This window comes from Dactylosporangium sp. NPDC050588 (assembly GCF_040654975.1).
Taxonomy (GTDB): domain Bacteria; phylum Actinomycetota; class Actinomycetes; order Mycobacteriales; family Micromonosporaceae; genus Dactylosporangium; species Dactylosporangium maewongense.
In genome coordinates, this window is the sequence record NZ_JBFAJA010000066.1 from 47732 (window position 1) to 65373 (window position 17642).

18 protein-coding genes are annotated in these 17642 nt (G+C 73.9%); 12 read left to right on the top strand and 6 right to left on the bottom strand.

What is annotated here, in order from left to right; translation table 11 throughout:
• Nucleotides 1-16: 16 nt before the first annotated feature.
• From AB0I21_RS38040 to AB0I21_RS38055, 4 genes are all read left to right on the top strand, one after another.
• The gene (locus tag AB0I21_RS38040; protein ID WP_360568548.1) at nt 17-1546 is read left to right on the top strand and encodes an alkaline phosphatase D family protein; all 1530 of its coding nucleotides are present in this window, start codon (nt 17-19) and stop codon (nt 1544-1546) included.
• Between the two features lie 124 nt (nt 1547-1670).
• Nucleotides 1671-2351, top strand: a complete 681-nt coding sequence (locus AB0I21_RS38045; protein WP_360568549.1) for a hypothetical protein — start codon at nt 1671-1673, stop codon at nt 2349-2351.
• Nucleotides 2352-2561: 210 nt separating this feature from the next.
• The gene (locus AB0I21_RS38050; protein ID WP_360568550.1) at nt 2562-3908 is read left to right on the top strand and encodes a lamin tail domain-containing protein; all 1347 of its coding nucleotides are present in this window, start codon (nt 2562-2564) and stop codon (nt 3906-3908) included.
• 82 nt (nt 3909-3990) lie between these two features.
• On the top strand, nt 3991-4596 hold the full coding sequence (locus AB0I21_RS38055; RefSeq protein WP_360568551.1) for a dihydrofolate reductase family protein: 606 nt from the start codon (nt 3991-3993) through the stop codon (nt 4594-4596).
• A gap of 137 nt (nt 4597-4733) precedes the next feature.
• On the opposite strand, the gene AB0I21_RS38060 is transcribed toward AB0I21_RS38055, so the two are convergent.
• From AB0I21_RS38060 to phnD, 6 genes are read right to left on the bottom strand one after another with little or no spacing between them, the layout of a single operon-like run.
• Nucleotides 4734-5795, bottom strand: coding sequence for a zinc-binding dehydrogenase (locus AB0I21_RS38060; RefSeq protein WP_360568552.1), 1062 nt, complete (start codon nt 5793-5795; stop codon nt 4734-4736).
• Between the two features lies 1 nt (nt 5796).
• Nucleotides 5797-6477 (bottom strand): HAD-IA family hydrolase, encoded by a 681-nt coding sequence (locus AB0I21_RS38065; protein ID WP_360568553.1) that lies wholly within the window; start codon nt 6475-6477, stop codon nt 5797-5799.
• 15 nt (nt 6478-6492) lie between these two features.
• Entirely contained in the window at nt 6493-7611 is a 1119-nt protein-coding gene (locus AB0I21_RS38070; RefSeq protein WP_360568554.1) for a TIGR03364 family FAD-dependent oxidoreductase, read from the bottom strand.
• On the bottom strand, nt 7608-9335 hold the full coding sequence (gene phnE, locus AB0I21_RS38075) for a phosphonate ABC transporter, permease protein PhnE (RefSeq protein ID WP_360568555.1): 1728 nt from the start codon (nt 9333-9335) through the stop codon (nt 7608-7610). Before phnE ends, AB0I21_RS38070 begins: the two co-directional genes overlap by 4 nt.
• On the bottom strand, nt 9332-10111 hold the full coding sequence (gene phnC, locus AB0I21_RS38080; protein ID WP_360568556.1) for a phosphonate ABC transporter ATP-binding protein: 780 nt from the start codon (nt 10109-10111) through the stop codon (nt 9332-9334). Before phnC ends, phnE begins: the two co-directional genes overlap by 4 nt.
• A 10-nt stretch (nt 10112-10121) precedes the next feature.
• Nucleotides 10122-11054, bottom strand: a complete 933-nt coding sequence (gene phnD, locus AB0I21_RS38085; protein WP_360568557.1) for a phosphate/phosphite/phosphonate ABC transporter substrate-binding protein — start codon at nt 11052-11054, stop codon at nt 10122-10124.
• Between the two features lie 205 nt (nt 11055-11259).
• On the opposite strand from phnD, the gene AB0I21_RS38090 reads away from it, so the two are divergent.
• From AB0I21_RS38090 to AB0I21_RS38125, 8 genes are all read left to right on the top strand, one after another.
• Nucleotides 11260-11979 (top strand): GntR family transcriptional regulator, encoded by a 720-nt coding sequence (locus AB0I21_RS38090; RefSeq protein WP_360568579.1) that lies wholly within the window; start codon nt 11260-11262, stop codon nt 11977-11979.
• Between the two features lie 135 nt (nt 11980-12114).
• The gene (locus AB0I21_RS38095; RefSeq protein ID WP_360568558.1) at nt 12115-13272 is read left to right on the top strand and encodes a trypsin-like serine protease; all 1158 of its coding nucleotides are present in this window, start codon (nt 12115-12117) and stop codon (nt 13270-13272) included.
• A gap of 67 nt (nt 13273-13339) precedes the next feature.
• Nucleotides 13340-13579 carry a DUF6289 family protein gene (locus AB0I21_RS38100; RefSeq protein WP_360568559.1) on the top strand — a complete coding sequence of 80 codons (240 nt, stop codon included), beginning with the start codon at nt 13340-13342 and terminating at the stop codon, nt 13577-13579.
• Nucleotides 13580-13649: 70 nt separating this feature from the next.
• A complete protein-coding gene (locus tag AB0I21_RS38105) occupies nt 13650-14093 on the top strand; it encodes a GNAT family N-acetyltransferase (RefSeq protein ID WP_360568560.1) in 444 nt (147 codons plus the stop codon).
• Between the two features lie 13 nt (nt 14094-14106).
• Nucleotides 14107-14238 carry a 2-oxo acid dehydrogenase subunit E2 gene (locus tag AB0I21_RS38110; protein WP_360568561.1) on the top strand — a complete coding sequence of 44 codons (132 nt, stop codon included), beginning with the start codon at nt 14107-14109 and terminating at the stop codon, nt 14236-14238.
• A gap of 34 nt (nt 14239-14272) precedes the next feature.
• Nucleotides 14273-14890, top strand: a complete 618-nt coding sequence (locus AB0I21_RS38115; protein WP_344514683.1) for a response regulator transcription factor — start codon at nt 14273-14275, stop codon at nt 14888-14890.
• A 47-nt stretch (nt 14891-14937) separates the two neighbouring features.
• The gene (locus AB0I21_RS38120) at nt 14938-15513 is read left to right on the top strand and encodes a D-alanyl-D-alanine carboxypeptidase family protein (RefSeq protein WP_360568562.1); all 576 of its coding nucleotides are present in this window, start codon (nt 14938-14940) and stop codon (nt 15511-15513) included.
• A gap of 8 nt (nt 15514-15521) precedes the next feature.
• Nucleotides 15522-17486: an ATP-binding protein gene (locus tag AB0I21_RS38125; protein WP_360568563.1), complete on the top strand. Its 1965-nt coding sequence runs from the start codon at nt 15522-15524 to the stop codon at nt 17484-17486.
• The last annotated feature ends 156 nt before the right edge of the window (nt 17487-17642 follow it).

Sequence of the window (17642 nt, forward strand, 5' to 3'; positions counted from 1 at the left end):
CGCGTAGACCAAGGGCATGACTTCTGGAACCTGGAACCGCCGGCGGGTGCTGGGCACCTCGGCGGCCGTCGCGGCCGGCGCCGTCACGGCGTCCGCGCTGCCGGCCACGCCGTCCGTCGCGTTCGTGCCCGACGGCCGGCCGGTGCTGACCCACGGGGTGCAGAGCGGCGACGCGTTCGGCGCGGCGGCGAACATCTGGACCCGGGCCGACCGGGCCGGGCGGATGCTCGTGGAGCTCAGCGACCGCCCCGACTTCCGGCACGCGCGGACCCTGCGCGGCCCCGTGCTCGCCGCCGGCAGCGACTTCACCGGCAGCCTGCGGATCCACGGCCTGGTGCCGGGGCGCCGCGCGTACTACCGGGTCCGCGCCGACGCCGGGCACGGCCGGGTGAGCGAGCCGGTCAGCGGCTCGCTGCGCATCCCGGCCCGGCACGAGGGCGTGCGGTTCGTGTGGACCGGTGACATCGCCGGCCAGGGCTACGGCATCAACCCCGACGTCGGCGGCATGCGCATCTTCCGCGCGATGCGCGACGTGCGCCCCGACTTCTTCCTGTGCAGCGGCGACACCGTCTACGCCGACGGGCCGGTGCCGGAGACCGTCGCGCTGCCCGACGGGCGGGTGTGGCGCAACGTGACGACCGAGGCGAAGAGCAAGGTCGCCGAGACGCTGCAGGAGTACCGCGGCCAGTACGCGTACAACCTCCTCGACGCCAACCTGCGTGCCTTCACCGCGGAGGTGCCGCAGCTCAACCAGTGGGACGACCACGAGGTCCGCAACAACTGGTTCCCCGGCCAGATCCTCGACGACGCGCGGTACACGGAGAAGCGCGTCGACGTGCTCGCCGCCCGTGCCAGGCAGGCGTTTTACGAGTGGCAGCCGATCAGCCCCGGGCCCGTGTACCGCAAGGTGTCCTACGGCCCGCTGCTGGACCTGTTCAAGCTCGACATGCGCACCTTCAAGGACGCCAACGACGGCAACACCTACGCCGACCGGTCCCGGGGCCTGCTCGGCGCGCAGCAGCGGGCCTGGCTGACCCGGGAGCTGCTCGGCTCGCGGGCGACGTGGAAGGTCATCGCGATCGACCTGCCGCTGGGCCTGGTCGTCCCCGACGGCGCCGCGGCGCAGGAGGGTGTCGCGCAGGGCGACCCGGGTGCGCCGCTGGGGCGGGAGCTCGAGTTCGCGTCGGTGCTGCAGGCCGCGCACCGTCACGGTGTACGGGGCATCGTCTTCCTCACCGCGGACGTGCACTACACCGCCGCCCACCACTACGACCCCGCGCGGGCCGCGATCCAGGACTTCACGCCGTTCTGGGAGTTCGTGTCCGGGCCGGCGAACGCGGGTGCGTTCGGGCCGAACGCCCTCGACGCGACGTTCGGGCCGCAGGCCGCGTTCGTGCACGCCCCGCCGCGCGCGAACGCCTCGCCGATGGAGGGGTTCCAGCACTTCGGGCAGGTCGACATCGACCCGCACACCAGGGCGCTGACGGTCCGCCTCCGCGACCTCGACGGCGCGGTGCTGTGGACGACGACGCTGCCCGCCGCCTGAGCTGAGCGGCACCGCGGGCGGCCCGGGTTCCCGGGCCGCCCGCGCCGGTAACGCGCCGGCCCGGCGATCCGCCCCTTGTCTGTACGGGTGTTGTCCGCCCGGGGAAGGGTGAGGTGGCGAGGGAATGTTCGGCCCGTGGCTCAGCACGACCGGTCCGCGCCGGCGGCGCGAGCGGTCCGCGCCCGCCGGACGCGACGAGACCTCCGGCGCCGGCTCCGGCGGAGGCGCCGGCCCCGACGGCCCCGGCCGCGCCCCGGACGGCACCGGCCGGCCTCTGGGCGGCGCCGGCGGCGGGCGGGACGACGCGGCTCACCAGCGGGTGCGGGACCTGGCTGCGGCCGCCCGCGCGGCGACCGGCCCCGAGGCGCGGGCGCGGGCCGGGACCGAGCTGCGGCACGCGCTGCGGGGCCTGTGCGACCTGGTGCTCGCCGACGGCATGGCCGGGCCCGACCTCGGGGCGTCGGTGCGTGGGCTCGCCACGGCCATGCCGTTCCCCGTCGTCGTGACCGTGGACGTCGGGCCGGCGGCGAACGCGGTGGCATCGACGGCCTACGCGGTGATCTGCGAGGCCCTCGCCAACGTCGCCGGGCACGCGCACGCCCGGCGGGCGGTCGTCACGGTCCGGCGGCACGGCCGGACGGTGCAGGTGGCGGTGGCGGACGACGGCGCCGGCGGCGCGCAGCCGGTCATCGGCGGCGGGATCGTCATGATCGCCGCCCGGGTCGCGGCGCTCGGCGGCGTGCTGCACCTCGACAGCCCCGCCGGCAGCGGCACGCACCTGACGGTGGAGCTCCCGTCCGGCTGACCCGCTGCCGCCGCTGAGCCTCCGGACGCGCCGGCCCGGTCGGCCGGTCAGGTCATGGCGCGGGACCGGCGCCGGTGCCGGGCGTCCGGGGATCCCGGACGGGAGAAGCTGCCGGCACGACGGGCGCTGTTCGCGGCGCGTTCAACGGGCCGACGTCGCCGTCAGGAAGGCTGCGAATTTCGACATCCGTCCATGTCTGGAGCGTCTTACGTGCGTGTTCGCCAGTCCCTCACAGCTGTCATCGTCGCCGCGCTGACCGTCCCGCTGCTGCCCGGCCCCGCGGCGCACGCGGCGGCGACCGGCGTGCGGATCAACGAGGTCGAGTCCAGCGGCGGCAGCCCCGGCGACTGGGTCGAGCTGACCAACACCGGCACCACCGCGGTCAGCCTCGCCGGATGGGTCGTCAAGGACAACGACGACGCCCACCAGTACGTCATCGGTGGCGGCGTGAGCCTGGCGCCCGGCGCGTTCCTCGCCGTCGACGTCGAGAGCGCGTTCGGCCTCGGCAGCGCCGACAGCGTCCGCCTGTACGAGCCCGGCGGCCCCCTCGCCGACTCCTACACCTGGTCGAGCCACGCGAGCAGCACGTACGGCCGCTGCCCGAACGGCACGGGCAGCTTCGTCACCACGAGCGCCGCCACGAAGGGCACCGCGAACGCGTGCCCGCCGCCGCCCCCGGCCGCCTGGCCCGGCGGGTCGGCGGTCGCCAACGCCGACGCGAGCAATGCCTTCGGGGAGAACCTCAGCGGCCTGTCGTACGAGTCCGCGTCCGTCGTCTGGGCGGTCCGCAACGGCGCCGGCACGCTCTACCGGCTGACGCCGAACGGCACGACGTGGCAGAAGGCCGCCACGTACACGCTGCGCTACGCCAACGGCAACGGCGACCCGGACGCCGAGGGTGTCGTCGTCACCCCCGACGGGATCATGGTGGTGACCGAGCGGGACAACGCCAAGAGCGGCACCAGCCTGCAGAAGATCCTGCGGTACAGCCCCTCCGGCAGCACGGTGAACGCGTCCGCCGAGTGGAACCTCACCGCCGACCTGCCGGGCACCGCCGCGAACAGTGGCCTGGAGGCCATCGCGTGGGTGCCGGACACCGCCCTCGTGGCGGCGGGCTTCCGCGACGAGCGCACCGGCGGCGCCTACACGCCGTCGTCGTACGCCGGCCACGGCACCGGCCTGTACCTCGTCGGCGCCGAGGCCACCGGCACCGTCTACGCATACGCGCTGAACCTCGCGGGCACCGGCTACACCCGGGTCGCCACGTTCCCGACCGGCCTCGCCGCCGTCATGGACCTCGAGTACGAGCCGTCGACCGGCCGCCTGTGGGCCGCCTGCGACGACACCTGCTCCGGCCGATCCACCACCCTGACCGTCAACGCGCAGGGCACCTTCACCCCGACCGCCACCTACAACCGCCCCTCCGGCATGTCGAACTACAACAACGAGGGCCTCGCCTTCAGCCCCGCGTGCTCGGGCGGCACGAAGCAGGTCCTGTGGGCCGACGACAGCAACGACAGCGGCCACGCCCTGCGCAGCGGCACTCTGTCCTGCTGATCGTCCTGCCGATCGCCGCAGGTGTGGGCCGGCCGTGGTGCATGCTGGGTCCTCGGGTGGCGTCCGGGACGAAGGAGGATGCATGGGCAAGGTCGTCGCATCGGCGTCGATGTCGCTGGACGGGTACATCGCGAAGGACGACAACACGATCGGCCGTCTCTTCGACTGGTTTCAGAACGGGGACGTGGAGCTGCCCACCGTGGCCGGGCACTTCACGTTCCACGTGAGCCGGCCGAGCGCCGACTACTGGACGCAGTGGGTCTCACAGATCGGTGCGCTGGTCTGCGGGCGGACGCTCTTCGACTTCACCGACGGGTGGGGCGGGCAGCACACGATGGGCATGCCGGTCGTGGTGGTCACCCATCAGGTGCCCGCCGAATGGGTGGCGGCGCATCCTGGTGCCCCGTTCCACTTCGTCACCGACGGCGTCGCGGCGGCGGTCGCGAAGGCCCAGGAGATCGCCGGCGACCGGATCGTGGCGGTCGCCGCCGGCACGATCGCCGGGCAGTGCCTGGAGCTCGGCCTGCTCGACGAGGTCGCGGTCGACCTGGTGCCCGTGGTGATGGGCAAGGGCCGGCCGTTCTTCGGCGACCTCGACGCCGGGGACGCCCTGCTCGGCGACCCGACCGTCTGCATCCAGGGCGACCGGGTCACCCACCTGGTGTTCCCGGTCGATCGCGCCGCCTGACGCGGCACCCATCGGACCGGCCACGTCCCGGCCCGATCGCGACGCGACCGGTCCGGCAGCAGACCGGCGGGCGTCCGGCGAGGGCAGGGCCGGCCGTGGCGACCCGTCGGCGAAAGCCGGTCCGGTGGCGAGCGTGGTCAGCGACGGGGGTCGACGGCCTGGCGCAGCGCCGGTGACCGGCCGGCCGATGCGAAGGCGCGGTCGAGGTCGGCCAGGCCGAAGCGCTCGCCGACCAGCTCGGCGAACGGGAAGCGGCCGGCGTGCCCGGTGAGGAACGCGACGGCCCGGCGCAGGTGGCCGGGGCGGTAGTTGTGCACGCCGGTCATGGTCAGCAGGTTGCGCACGAAGCGCTCCGGCGCGATCGTGACCGGCGGGCCGGGGGAGACCGAGCCGGCGAGGACCGCGTGGCCGCCGACGTCCAGGGCGGCCAGGCAGCCCTCGACCGCGGTGGCCGAGCCGGACAGCTCCAGGGCGACGTCGAAGCCGGTCAGTGGCTCGCCGGGGGCGGCCACGCGGCCGGCCCCGAAGCGGGTGGCGAGCCGGCGCCGGGCCGGATCCGGGTCGCTGACCGTGACGTCGGCGCCCGCCGTGGCGCACATCGCGGCGGCCGTGACGCCCAGCAGGCCGGCGCCGGTGATGAGCACGCGGCGGCCCGGCAGCGGCGGTGCGGCGTCCAGCATCGCGGCGACCGTCGCGGTCGCGCAGGACGCCGGTGCGGCCACGACGTCGGGCAGGTCCTCGGGGACCGGCACGATCGTGGTCCCGGCCGGCAGGACCGCGTGGGTGGCGAAGCCGCCGCTGAGGGTCCAGCCGGCGTCGACGGGCTCGTGGCCGAACTTCCGCAGCCGCACGCACTTGTGCTCCAGGCCCCGCGTACAGCGGGGGCACGCGCCGCAGGAGACGGTCACCGACCAGACCACCCGGTCGCCCGGGCGGACCCGGGCGCCGGGGGCCGCGCCGACGATCCGGCCGACCTGCTCGTGACCGAGGACGGTCGGCGCCGGGGCGGGGCGGTGGCCGGCGACGGTGTGCAGGTCGCTGCCGCAGATCGTGGCCAGCTCGACCTCGACCAGCACCTCGCCCGCGTCCAGCCGCGCCGGGAGCGCGGTGCTGACGACGCGGAAGGGCGATCCGGCGCCGTCCCAGCGGGCGAACCGCACCGTGTCGCCGCCAGTGTCGCCGCCAGTGTCAGCGCCCACGTCAGCGGCGGCCGTCGATGACGGCGTCGATGAGGGCGGGGAGCTCGACGACGCTGCCGAGCACGTGCTGCGCGCCGGCGGCCCGCAGCGCAGGCTCGGCGCGGCCGCCGGTGAGGACGCCGACGACCAGGCCGGCCCCGGCGGCGACGCCGGAGGCGGCGTCCGACTCGGTGTCGCCGACCACGACGAGGGCGTCGACGGACCCGGCGCCGGTCCGCAGCAGCGCGGTCAGGTTGAGGTCCGGCGCCGGGCGGCCGCGGCCCGCGTCGGCGGGGGTGAGCACGGCGTCGGCCAGGTCCCGCCAGCCGAGGGTGCCGACGACGGCGTCCGCCGTGGCGCGGCCGAAGCCGGTGGTGAAGACCACGGCCAGGCCGCGTTCGCGCAGCTCGCGGACGGCCTTCTCGGCGCCGGGGATGGGCGCGCAGCGGCCCTCCTCGACCAGTTCGCCGTAGGCCTGCTCGAAGGCCTGGTTGAGGCGCTGCGCCGTGGCCTCGTCGGCGAGGGCGCGGAAGACCTCGATCTTGGACTGCCCCATCGTCGCCCGCACGTGCTCGACGGCGGCGGCGCGGCCCGGGTCGCCGGGCAGCACCCGGTCGAAGGCCCGCTCGAAGCCCAGCTCGACCAGGCCGTCGTCCACGACGGTCGTCCCGGCGAGGTCCAGCACCACGGTTTCGAATCGCATGTTCTCGTTTCCCATCTATGAGGTGGTTCCGAACAGGTCGGCGACGGTCGCGTCGCCCAGGCCGAGGCCGGTGGTCATGCCGATGCCGGTGGTGACCGACACGACCCGCAGCCCGTCCGCGGGCGCGGCGACGAGGAACTCCTCGGGCGCCGACGCGTAGACGCCCTGCCACCGTTCGCGGACCGGCAGGCTGGGCAGGCCGAACAGGTCGCGGGTGACGCCGGCGAGCGCGGCGAAGGACGACTCCGCCTGGAACGGCGCGACCGCGGCGTCCCGGTAGTGGGTGTCGCCGACGATGAGGGTGCCGTCGGGGCGCTGCGTGTACATCTGGTTGAGGTCCAGCGCGTACAGGTCGGGGTGCTCGGCCGAGAGCCGCTCGCGCAGGGCCGCGGCCGCCGGGGTCGCGTTGGTGGCCGAGTACCGCAGCAGCGACCATCCGGTGAGGACCGGGGCGCTCAGCGGCGACGGCAGGACCCCGGCGTCGACCAGGAGCATGTCCAGGCCGCAGCGTACGACGCCGGCGGCCTCCGCGACGTGCGGGAACAGCTGGTCGACGTCGTGCCCGACGGCGACGACGACCGCGCCGGCGCGGATCGGGCCGCGGGACGTGTGCAGCACGCCGCCGTCGACGCCGAGGGCCGAGGTGCGCCAGCGGAACTCGACGCCGGCCCCGGCCAGGTGCCGGGCCAGCGCCGGGGCGGCCTGCCGCGGGTCGACCTGCAGGTCCCGGGGCAGCCAGGCCCCGCCGACCGCGCCCGTCACCGGCACCCGGTCGGTGACCTCGTCCGGGCGCAGCAAGGTCATGGCCGGCTCGTCCTCGCGCCACTGCTCGAGGACGGCCAGCTCGTCGGCGGCCCGGGCGACGATCACCGTGCCGGACTCGCGGGCCCAGAAGCCGGCCCGCCGGGCGTAGCGCAGCCAGAGCTCACGGGCCCGCTCGGCGTATTCGCGCGCCTGCCCGCTCTGCGCGGTGATGCAGACGTGCCCGAAGTTGCGCACGCTGGCGCCGTGGATCGCGGTGGACCGTTCGACGACGACGACCCGCAACCCGCGCGCGTGCGCCGCGGCGGCATGGCCGAGCCCGACGATCCCGGCGCCGACGACGGCGAGGTCGAAGGCGGGGGCGGCGCTCACCGCAGCGCCCGGCGGATGACGGCGGAGACGGCCTCGACCACCAGCACGACGGCCACGAGGACGATGACGAACGCGGTGACCTGGTCGTAGCGGGACACCCGGGTGGCGTCGACGAGGTAGTAGCCGATGCCGCCGGCCGCGACGATGCCGAGCACGGTCGCCGAGCGGATGTTGGAGTCGAGCAGGTAGAGCGTGTGGCCGACGAACGCGGGCACGCTCAGCCGCGCGGTGGAGGAGAAGAACACCTGGGTGCGGCTCGCGCCGACGGAGCGGACGGCGACCTGCGGGCCCGGCGCCGCCTCTTCGAGGGAGTCCGCGATGAGCTTGCCGAGCAGCCCGACGCCGACGAAGGCGAGGGCGAGGGTGCCGGCCTGCGGGCCGAGCCCGGTGACGATGATCAGCACGATGGCCAGGATGAGCTCCGGGACCGAGCGGACCACCAGCAGCAGCAGCCGGGCGGCCGCCCGCGTCGGGCCGTTGGGGGCGGCGTTGCGGGCCGCGAGGGGGCCGACGAGCAGCGACAGCACGACGCTCAGCAGCGTGGCCGCCGCCGCGATCTCCAGCGTCACCAGCAGCGCGTCGAAGACGTCCGCCCAGGTGCGCGGCTCGATCGAGGGTGGCCAGGTCCGTTCGAGGAGGAACGGGATCTGCCCCCAGAAGCGGAACAGGTCCAGCCACTTCGCTTCGGACCCGATGACGGCCGCCACGATGACGGCCACCGCGGCGGCGACGGCCGCCGTGGACCTGACGCGGTCCGCGTTCCACGGGCGGCGCATCGCGGCCGCCACCGCCGCGTTCCGGTCATGGGTCGCGGGGACGGCGGCGGTGACGGGGAAGTCCGGCGCCGGCAGCCGCCGGGCGAGCCGGGAGCCGAGGCTGCGGCCGGTCGGCGCCGCGCCGAGCAGCTGCGCCCGGATCACGGTCGAGACGATCTCGAACAGCACGCACAGGCCGAAGATGACGAGGGCGAAGGCCATCGCCTTGTGGTAGTTCAGCGACTCCAGGGACAGGCGCAGGTCGTAGCCGAGGCCGATGATGCCGGCGTAGCCGAGCAGGACCGACCCTCGCAGGTTGATGTCGCTGCGGTGCAGCGTCGTGGCGATCCAGGAGGGCAGCACCTGCGGGAAGATGCCGGACCAGAACTCCTGCGCCCGGGAGGCGCCGGTCGCCCGGATCGCCTGGCGCGGGCCCTCGTCGATCTGCTCGATGGCGTCGGCGAAGAGCTTCGAGATCATGCCGATCGAGTGCAGCGCGATCGCGAGGATGCCGGGCAGCGAGCCCAGCGTGAAGAGCAGCACGAACAGCATGGCCAGCACGACGTCCGGCACGGCGCGGGCCACGACGCCGATCGCCCGGCCGATCGGGACCAGCCACGACAGCGGGCTGGTGTTGCGGGCCGAGATGTACGCGACCGGCACCGACAGCAGCGCGGAGATCGCGGTCCCGCACAGCACGACGCCGAGGGTGACGCCGATCGAGCGCAGCAGGTCCTGCAACGGTGGGAAGCGCAGCGGCAGCATCCGGTCGAGGAACGGCCCGACCTTGTCGGCGCTCTCGGTGAACGTCTCGGCCGTGAAGCCGATCTCGTTCAGCGACCAGACCGCGAACCCCAGCAGCGCGACGAGCAGGCCGGCCGCGACGATCGTGGACGCGGCCGGCGCGGGGCGCTTCACGGCCCGGTCCAGGTCCAGCACCGGCATCTCGGGCAGGTCGGTGGCGCTCATTTGACCTCCGCCAGTGACGCCGTCATCCGGCCGTAGATGCGCATCGCCGTCTCGCGGGTGAGACCGGCGGCGGGCGTGTCGAGCACGACGCTGCCGCTGCGCATGCCGACGATGCGCTGCCCCCAGGCGAGCGCGAGCTCCACCTGGTGCAGGCTGCAGATCACGGTCAGCTTGTCCTCGGCGGCGATGTCGCGCAGCAGGGCCATCACCTGGTCGCTGGACTCGGGGTCCAGCGACGCGACCGGCTCGTCGGCGAGCAGGATCTCGGGCCGCTGCATCAGCGCCCGGGCGATGGCGACGCGCTGCTGCTGGCCGCCGGAGAGCGTGTCGGCCCGCTGGTAGGCCTTGTCGAGCAGGCCGACCCGGTCGAGCTGGGTCAGTGCCCGCCGGCGCTGCTCCCGCGGGTAGGACGCGACGCCGATCCGCGGGCCGCGCAGCCCGGCGAGGGCGCCGGTGAGGACGTTCTCCAGCACCGTGAGCCGGCCGACCAGGTGGAACTGCTGGAAGACCATGCCGATGCGGCCGCGCAGCCGGCGCAGGTCGCGGCCGCGCAGGCGGGTGAGGTCCTCGCCGAGGACGCGCAGGTCGCCCGCGCTCGGCGTCTCGAGGCCGTTCATGTGGCGCAGGAGGGTCGTCTTGCCCGAGCCCGAGAGCCCGAGCAGGACGACGATCTCCCCGCGGGTGACCGTCAGCGACACGTCCCGCAGCGCGGTGACCTGCCCGTAGGTCTTGCTGAGCCCGTGCACCTCGACAGCGGGCGCGTCGCCGACAGTCATCGTCCCTACCTCAGTTGCCGCAGGCCGCGGCCTTGGTCTGCTTGCACAGATCGCGGATGATGTCGTACTTCGCGTCGTCGACCGGGGCGAGGGCGTAGAAGGTCTTCTTGAAGGCGTCGCTGTCCGCGCCGGCGACACCGGCGGCCTGGATCTGGTCGATCGTGACGTTCTGCAGGCCCGAGACCAGCTTGGTCTTGAGGTCGGCCGGCAGCCCGTCGGCGAGGGTCATCGGCGCGCCGATGACGAAGGTCTTGTTGATGACCTTCAGGCCCTTCTGGGCCTCGACGGCGACGTCCTCGGCGAAGCCGGCCTCGCACTCGGAGCCCTGGGAGACCTTGAGCGCCGACGCGTCGTGCTTGCCGGCGAAGACCGGCGTCACGTCCTTGGTCGGGTCGATGCCGGCCTTGAGCAGGTTGTAGCTGGGGTACAGGTAGCCGGAGGTCGAGGTCTGGCTGACGAAGCAGACCTTCTTGCCCTTGAAGTCATCGATCTTGCTGATGGAGGAGCCCTCGGGGGCGATCGCCTCGGAGTAGTAGCCGGGCTCCTGGCCCTTCTTGGTGATGATGGAGGCGAACGGCGTGATCTTGGCGCCGTTGTTCTTCGCCGTCACGTACGTGAAGCCGGAGAAGCTCGCGATGTCGACCTTGCCGGAGACCGCGGCCTCGATGAGGGCGGCGTAGTCCGACGACTCCCGGTACTCGACCTTGAGCCCGGAGATCTTGGCGATGTAGTCCTCGAGCGGCTTGTAGTTCTGCTGCGTGGAGGCGGTGTCCGGCACGACGCCGAACACGAGCGTGCCGGAGTCCTTGGCGAACTTGCCGGCCGCGGCCGACGCGCCGGCGGCGGTGGAGGTGGTGTCGTCGTCGGAGGAGCACGCGGTGGTGCCGGCCAGCAGCACCGCCACGGCGGCGACGCCGAGGGCGACCCGGGTGGAGACCTTCATGTTCAACCCTTCTTGACCTGCGGGTTCAGTCGTTCGTACGGATTCCTCATCAGCGGCGTCAACGTAGGGAGCACGGGTGAACGGGCCGTCAACGAGCCGTAGTTCGCAGCGAACGAGCCATAAAGGTTCGCACCTGTTATGGTTCCGTTATGAAGCGGGCGCACCGTAAGGTTGCCCCGTGTCGGTCTCCCTGCACCACTCAGGCATCCCCGCGCACGGCCGGGTCCCGAAGTACTACGCCGTCAAGGCGCGGATCCTCGACGAGATCGCCGAGCTCGGCGTCGGGGCGCTGCTCCCGCCGGAGCGTGACCTCGCCGCCCGGTTCGGCGTCGCCCGGTCCACGGTCCGCCAGGCGATCTCGGAGCTGGTCATCGAGGGCCGGCTCAGCGCGCGGCAGGGGCGCGGGACGTTCGTCGCCGGGCCCAAACTCATCCATCCGCTGTCCCTCGCCAGCTACACCGAGGCGCTGCGGGCCATGGGCCGGACGCCGTCCCGCATCGTCGTCACGATCGGCGAGATCCCGGCCGACGACGAGCTGGCCGCCACCCTGGAGATCGCGCCGGCCGCACCGGTCATCCATCTGGAGCGGGTGCTGCTCGCCGACGGCGAACCGCTCGGCCTGGAGAGCACCTGCCTGCCGGCCGAGCGCTACCCGACGCTGCTCGACGTGCTCGATCCCAGCGGCTCGCTGTACCGCTGCATGCAGGACGAGCTCGGCGTCGTCTGGGCCGAGGCGACCGAGCGGATCGAGACCGCCCTGGCCAGCCCGCGCGAGGCACTGCTGCTGCAGACCAACCCGGCGCTGCCGATGCTGCTCATGCAGCGGGTCAGCCGCGACCCGACCGGCACGCCCATCGAGCGGGTCCGTTCGCTGTACCGCGGCGACCGGATCGGCTTCGAGACCCGGCTGACCGCCGACCGGTAGGCGCCGGGCAGGCCGCGCTGTCCCCTGGTCGGTGCGACGTCGGCCGCGACCGGTCCGTCCCGCGGGCCCGAACGACCGCGAGACCAGGCAGAACGCCGGTGTTCGGCGGGCGGCCGAGCCGGTTGGGTCGGACCCATGTTGCGCAGAATCCTGGTGGCCGTGGTCGCGTTCGCCGCCGTCGCCGTCCTGCCGGCCGCTCCGGCCCACGCGATGGATGGCGGCACGATCATCCGTACCCCGACCCCCGCCAGCCGAGCGACCGGCTTCATCTCGTCGCGCAGCTACAAGTACTGGACCGAGAGCCAGTGCACCGGCACCCTCATCGCCCCGACCTGGGTGCTCACCGCGCAGCACTGCCTCGAGCACAACATCCCGGGCTCGCCGTGGATGCGGCAGTACCCGGTCAACGAGGTCCGGATCGCGTTCAACCGGCTGAACAAGAGCGGCACGACCGCGGCCCAGCGAAGCGACGTCGTCGAGATCGTCCGCATGCCGGGCTACGACCGCGGCAAGGGCTACAACGACGTCGCGCTGCTGCGCCTGCGGATGGCGCCGCCCGGCGTCGTCCCCGTCGCCCTGCCGACCGGCCCCGTCGACTGGCCGTCGCTGCCGCTGGAGATCGCCGGCTGGGGCGAGACCGACATGCAGCACGTCGCCCCGGCCCGCACGCCCGAGCTGCTCGCCGGCTACGGCCTGCAGACCCGCCCCGGCACGCCGTACGGGCTGCTGGTCGGCGGTGACAGCGGCGGCCCCCTCTTCGCGACGTTCGTCGGCCGCAGCGTCCAGGTCGGCCTGAACGTGCGGACGGTGGACAAGCGGGGCCGCGCCGACGACCGCAACGTCCACCTGCGCCTCGACGACGGCCCGATCCCGGCCTGGCTGTCCCTGCGCGTCCCGGGCCTGCGTGGCGGCACGGCGGTCCGGCTCGCCACCGCCCTGGACCGCCCGGCCGCCCGCGAGGGAGAGGTCTTCTACGACCGCACCTGGGACGTCCGCGTCGCCGGCACCGCCGCCGTGTACCTGTCGGCGAGCGCGGACGGCACCGCCCCGTTCTCGGTCGACGACATCGTCGACATCACGGTCGTCACCCCGACCGGCTCGACCCGGCGCTGGCAGCGCGACTTCAGCCTGAACTGCAACACCACCGTCGACTCCCGCGCGGCCGAGAACATCCGCACGCTGTTCGAGCCGGGCCTCAACACCATGCGGGTCGTGCTGAAGGACTGGTGCGGCTACGACGTCGGCAACTCCGACCTGTGGCTGACCGGCGCCGCCGGCGCCACCCCGCGCTGACGCATTGTGGTGCCGGCCGCGAGCGCCGATGATGGTCACGACATAGACCATTGTCGAAGGGATGGACATGATCCGTCGTACGATGCTCGCGCTGCTGGTCACCGGTGCCGTGATCGCCGGCGCCGCCACCCCCGCCGGGGCGATCCCGCCGCCCCCGCCCGGCGGCGACCTTCTCATCGTCTTCGCCTACTACGCCGACGACGCGAAGACCCAGGTCATCGGGCAGTCGTGGACCGGCTGCGGCCAGCCCTCCGGCAGTTGGGGCGTCACCTCGGGCATCAGGCAGGTGTTCTTCACCCCCTGCTGACGGAAAACGTGTTCGCCGGCGGCGCCGGCGCTGCCGCCGGAGCCGCCGGCGCTCGCATAGACTCCGCCGGGTGATCGTGCGGATGGCGGGACCGGCGGACCTGGCGGCGCTCGCGGAGATGCGGGGGATCGGGCCGGACCAGTTCGACGAGTTCGCCGGCTGGGTGGCCGCGCACGCGGAGACGCACCTGCCGTTCGTCGCCGAGGCCGGCGGGGCCGTGGTCGGATGCGCCTTCCTGCTCGTCGCGGAGCGCGTCCCCGGCAGCGGGGCGCCGGATCGGCGGTTCGGGGACGTGCAGTCGGTGATGGTCCGCGAGGAGCACCGGAACCGGGGCATCGGCGGTGCGCTGATGGCGGCGATCCTGGCCGAGGCCGAGGCGCGGGGGCTGCTGCACGTGACCGTCCACTCAGGACGGCGGGCGGTCGACTTCTACGCGCGCAACGGGTTCAGCCACCACCGGCAGCTGTTGCTGTGGGAGGCGGCAGCAGGGCCGCACCACGGAGCTCGACCTTGACGACACCGGCGCCGTGGTGCGGCGCACCGTCGTGCAGCTCGGCGTCGCCTACGACCACCGGGTCGTCAACGGCCGCGAGGCGGTCGAGCTGCTCCGCGACCTCCGCGACGCCTTGCAGCAACCACCGGCAGGCCCCGCCGTCTAGGGTGGCCGGTGTGATCGGTGTGCCTGTGCGGGTGATGGTGGTGGACGACCACCCGATGTGGCGGGACGGGGTGGCACGGGATCTGACCGACGCCGGTTACCTGGTCACCGCCGTGATCGGCGAGGGAGCCCAGGCGCTGCGGGTCGCGCGGGCGGCCCGCCCCGACGTGGTCGTGCTCGACCTCCAGCTGACCGACCTGTCCGGCGTCGAGGTGATCGGCGGGCTGCTCGAGGCGCTGCCCGAGGTGCGCGTCCTCATGCTGTCCGCCAGCGGGGAGCAGCGCGACGTGCTCGACGCGCTGAAGGCGGGCGCGACCGGCTACCTGGTGAAGTCGGCGGGACGGCAGGAGTTCCTGGAGGCGGTGCGCCGCACCGCGGAGGGCGAGGCCGTGTTCACCGCCGGGCTGGCCGGTCTGGTGCTCGGGGAGTACCGGAAGCTGGCCCGGTCCACGAGCGGCGGGCCCGAGCTGACCGCGCGGGAGACCGAGGTCCTGCGGCTGGTCGCCAAGGGCCTGCCGTACAAGCTGGTGGCGGAGGACCTGGGGCTGTCGGTCCGCACGGTGCAGAACCATGTGCAGAACACGCTGGGGAAGCTGCAGCTGCACAACCGCAGCGCGCTGGTGCGCTACGCACTCGAGCACGGGCTCGACTGAGTACTTCTACTCATGCCCGGCCGCCGCCGGTGCGGAATGTTCTGTGCATGGCCCTGAACCAATCGATGGTGGTCGCCCGACGGCACGGCGTCGTCCGGCGCCGTGACCCGCTGTACCGCGCGGTCACCCGCCTGCTGGCCGTCTCGCTGACACCGGTCGCCGCGCTGGTCACGCCGGGACGGGCGCGGCACACCGCCTGCCAGTGGGCGCTGACCCTGCGCTTCCCGGCCGAGGACCTGGCCGGGCTCACCCCCGCGACGCGGGCGGCGTTCGAGGCGGCCCGCACGCGGGCGCTGTGGCGGCACGGCGAGCTGCTCGGGCTGACCTCCGGCCACCGGGACGCGGCCGCCCAGGCCGCGCTGTACGCCGCGCAGGTCGAGCGCTGCGGTTCGGAGGAGCTGGCCCGGCGGTGGACGCTGCCGCCGGACGAGTCGCGGCACGTCGCGGGTTTGGCCCTCGACGTGCGGCCGTCGGAGGGTGCGCGCTGGCTCGAGGTGTACGGCGCACGGTACGGCCTGTACCGGATGTATGACAACGAATGGTGGCATTTCGAGTACCACCCGGAGGGCCGGCCGGCCCGCCTGGCACACCCGGCCGTCGCGCACGCGGCCCATCGGTCATGATCATCGGCATGCATGAACGGGCGTTGCGGTGGTGGATCGCGCTGGCGGGTCTGGGCGGTGGTCTGCTGGTCGCGGTGGTGCAGTCCTCGCACGGGGGAGGATTCTCGCCGCGGCTCGGCGTACAGGGGCCCGACGCGTACTACGGGCCCGACCCGTACACGCCGCTGATCCCCACCGTGGCGACCGTGCTGGCACTGTGCCTGCTGCGGTGGTGGCCCTACCTGCTGACGGTCGGCGGGCTGCTGTGCGTGCCGATCGCGTGGCCGGACCTGGTCCCGTATCCGGACACGATGACCTTCTACCACCTGTCCAGCGCGGCGTTCCCGGTCCTCGCCATCGGGGCGCTCGGCGCCGCGCAGCGGTTGCTGTGCACCGGCGCGCCGGGTCTGGGCGCCGCCGTGGCCGGTCTCGTCATCGGGTTCGGCCTCTTCGGCCAGGCCCTGCCGGGCACCATCTATCAGTTTATGGACCCGGCGCTGCCCATCTGGCGCGGGTTGCTGGTCGTGGCCGGCCTCGCCGCCGTCGCCCCGGCGACCTGGTGGTGGCGGCGCGGCGATCCGGCCGCGGTCGGGCTGCCGGACGAGAAGGCCTGGAGCTGGAAGCGGCTGCGGCCGATCGTCACCGGCGGGCTGGTGGCGCTCGTGGCGCTGCCGTTCGCCATGCTCTCCACCGAGCGGCTCGCGGACCTGCTGGGCGTCAGCTGGCGGACGCTCGCCAACTCCCCGAACGCCAGGACCGCCATTCTCGGCGGGATGACCCTCGCGGCGGCGGTGGTCCTGGCCACGCTGGCCGGGGTGTGGTCGCTGGCCGGGGCGCTGACCGCGGCGACGGCGCAGATCGCGGTCTCCGCGCCGCTGGCGATCGCGCTGCTCGCGACCAGGGACGCGGGCCCCGCCCGCTGGTCCGCCGCGCTGCTGGGGGTGGCGATCGGCGTGGCGGCCGCGGCGACCAGGTGGCGGGTCGCGGCAACGGTCGCGCTCACGGTGGGCGCGGCGACGTGCCTGTTCATCGCGTTCTCGGGCACGAGCGGCGACCCGCAGAAGCTCGCCGGGCAGTACGGTGCGACGCCGGCGTTGCTGATGATCGTGCTGGTCACCGGGGCCGCGACCGCGGTTGCCGGGGCCACGGCACCGGTGCTCGCCCCGCGCGGCTCGCTCCCCGCGGTCCTCGGCCCGATCGCCGGCGTGCTCGTCGTCGCCGGCGTCAAGACCGCCCCGGTGATCGACCTGGGTGGCGCGGCGCCGCGGTCGATCGGCACGACGCTCCGCCTCGACACCGCCGGCATCCTGCTGCTGGTGTCGGCCGCGGCGATCGGCGGGCTGGGCATCGCGCACTATCTCTCCGAGCGCTGGGCGGAGCGCAAGCAGGCCGAGCTGATCCGGCAGGAGGCGGCCGCCGCGGAGCGGGACCGGCTGGCCCGGCCGATCCACGACGGCGTGCTGCAGGTCCTCGCCATGGTCCAGCGCGAGGGCTCGGAGCTCGGCGGTGCCGGCGCCCAACTGGCGGCGCTGGCCGGCGAGCAGGAGGTGGCCCTGCGCAACCTGCTCAGCGGCAACCCGGCGCCACCCGGCGCGGGCGCCGAGGCCGACCTGCGGGCCAGGCTCACCGGGCTGTCCTCGCCCACCGTCGACGTCGCCGCCCCGGTCGACCCGGTCATGCTGCCGGCCGTCCCGGCGGCCGAGCTGGTCGCGGCGGTCCAGGCGGCACTGGACAACGTCCGGCAGCACGCCGGTCCGGGCGCGCGGGCCTGGATCCTTCTGGAGGACGAGGACGACGGCGTGCGCGTGACGGTCCGCGACGACGGTGCCGGCTTCGAGCCGCACAGGCTGCGGGACGCGGCCCTGGCCGGCCGCCTGGGGGTGGAGCAGTCGATCCGCGGCCGGATCCACGACCTCGGCGGCACCGCGACCGTCAAGAGCCGCCCGGGCATCGGCACCGAGGTCGAGCTGTGGGTCCCGCTCCCCGCACGGTGACCGAGAGCGACCGGAGGCATATTGTCGGAAAACAACGGATTTGCAGTGATCCGGTGAGGCCGCGGTACCGGTCAAATCCAACGGGATTGGCCGTTTCGCTGCCGCAGCGCAATTCTTATTGGATGATGGCCACACTCCGGGTCCGAGGGCGCGGCA